This is a genomic window from Imhoffiella purpurea (assembly GCF_000585215.1).
In the GTDB taxonomy this organism is placed as follows: domain Bacteria; phylum Pseudomonadota; class Gammaproteobacteria; order Chromatiales; family Chromatiaceae; genus Imhoffiella; species Imhoffiella purpurea.
Genome location: NZ_AONC01000059.1, coordinates 1 through 1,907 on the forward strand (window position 1 = coordinate 1; position 1,907 = coordinate 1,907).

Here is a 1,907-nt window from a genome sequence, read left to right on the forward strand (position 1 = left end):
AAACCCCCCCGCCGTTCCCCGTTCGCCTCCAGTCCTCGATGATGAGAGCGACCGAGCAAGACCTCTTTCCGCCCGCCCCAGTGCGGCGCCTTCATCGCGCATCTTGCTCTATCTGTACGACCTCGCCAAACAATAAAACATGTTGCGAGATCCCAAGCGGATCAACGGACCAAGAACGCACATGAAGGAGCAACGTCCATGATGAACACACCAACCAAGGCCCTTTTCGACCTCAGCGTGCTGGTCGAGGCGCTCAATGGCGGAGGCGAGGAGGGCCCCGATTCGATCGCCGCGCTGCAGCTCGTCGCCAGCGGCCAAATCGCGGGTTACCTGTCCGCCGCTTCGGTCGATGAGCTCAACGATATCCTGACCCGCTCGCACGGGACGCCGAGCGCCCGATCCATGATTCTGGAATTGCGCGCCATGCTGGACATCGCACCGGTCGACGCCACCGTGGTCGATGCCGCCATGGCGCTGGGATGGAACTATCTCGACGACGCGCTCACCCACGAATGCGCGCGCGTGAACGGCCTGGACCGTCTGGTCACCCTGAACCCGACCGACTTCACCGATGCCTCGCTTACCGTGCTGGCACCGGGAGAGCTGATCGAGGAGATGCTGCAGGCCAGGCGTCTCTCAGCGCGTTCGTAGCTTTCAACAGCCCTTTCGTCCCACCTGCCCCGATAGCCCGAGCCGGCCGACGCCGGCGCGGGGCTGACCGATGACCTCATGCTCCAGGCTTACCCCAGCGTCTCAATCCAGCCAGGGATCGCCCTGGCATCGACACAACCAGGTTTGGGAGCGCTTCCGCCCGGCACCATCTGGGTGCGCACGGCACCATGTCAGGACCGCCTCAATTTCACGATCGCCAGGATCCCGAATAGACCCGACCCGAAGAGCAGCGCCGCGCCGGGTATCGGAACAATACCAGTGAAAGGAACGTTGTGCAGCTCCATACCACCAGTCCATGAATTCGCGACAACCGTCCCGTTTATCTGACCTCTTTCGGCATTGATATCGGCATAGGGCGCCAGTATGCTTCCCATGACGCCAACACCCGATATATTGAGATTTTTTTCATCAGTGAAATTGAAAAGAATCTTTCCAGGATCCAATGTTGAAATGTCAATGCCCATATTACCAAACACGTCCTTCGGGTTGCCAAAGACATTCGGGTCGCTCGAAACATACGGGTCGCCAGAGACATTGATCACGACTGTAGCGTCCGAAAAAATACTGCTCGCATCAATGTTCAGACTACTCGCCGAATATAGGTCCGCAGCCGTGATATTAAAAATCTGCAGCTGACTCCCCCCATCGCCAGTAAGGGAGATAGTTCCATATTGAGAAATAGCGGTTCCGTTTGCCGTCATGGAACCCAGAGATCCGGAGAGACCTGTCAGATAGCTCCGAGCGGCATTGAAATCGACCGGAAGAGAACCTGACGCATATTGCGTCAATGTATTACCATTCAAACCGAGGCCTGGAGTATAGGCTACCCCACCAACAACGACATCACCATTGTTCACTTGACCGTTGGTATAAGTGAGAGATCCTCCAACAACCAGACTGGGTATCGACGAGCCAGCTGACAGGTTGGTGCCGACTGAATAACTGGTCAGGGAGACGCTTCCTCCAGCCGCCAATCGCCCCTCGACATCCGAATTCTCGGCGTTGAAACTGCCAAAAACAAAGGCGTTGTAATCTCCAGCCACCCCCAGGCTATACGCGAAGGCGGGAGACGCGAACATGGCGATGCCTGCGAGCAAATAGACCGCCATGAATTTGAATACGGGTCTCATATACACCTCGAGGCATCCCTTTACCCATATCTCAGACCAGTTTCGCACACATTCCTTGTTTGATTGCGACACAAGACTGGATTCGTCGTCGGAGTTTCCGTTGCA

General features: G+C 56.6%; 2 protein-coding genes. One reads left to right on the forward strand and one right to left on the reverse strand.

Features of this window, described 5'->3' with window-relative positions; all coding sequences use genetic code 11:
- The first annotated feature begins 198 nt into the window (after positions 1–198).
- Positions 199–651 (forward strand): type II toxin-antitoxin system VapC family toxin, encoded by a 453-nt coding sequence (locus D779_RS17110; protein ID WP_232424229.1) that lies wholly within the window; start codon positions 199–201, stop codon positions 649–651.
- 191 nt (positions 652–842) lie between these two features.
- On the opposite strand, the gene D779_RS21850 is transcribed toward D779_RS17110, so the two are convergent.
- On the reverse strand, positions 843–1,907 hold a 1,065-nt coding region (locus tag D779_RS21850), incomplete at its 5' end, for a choice-of-anchor A family protein (protein WP_232424230.1).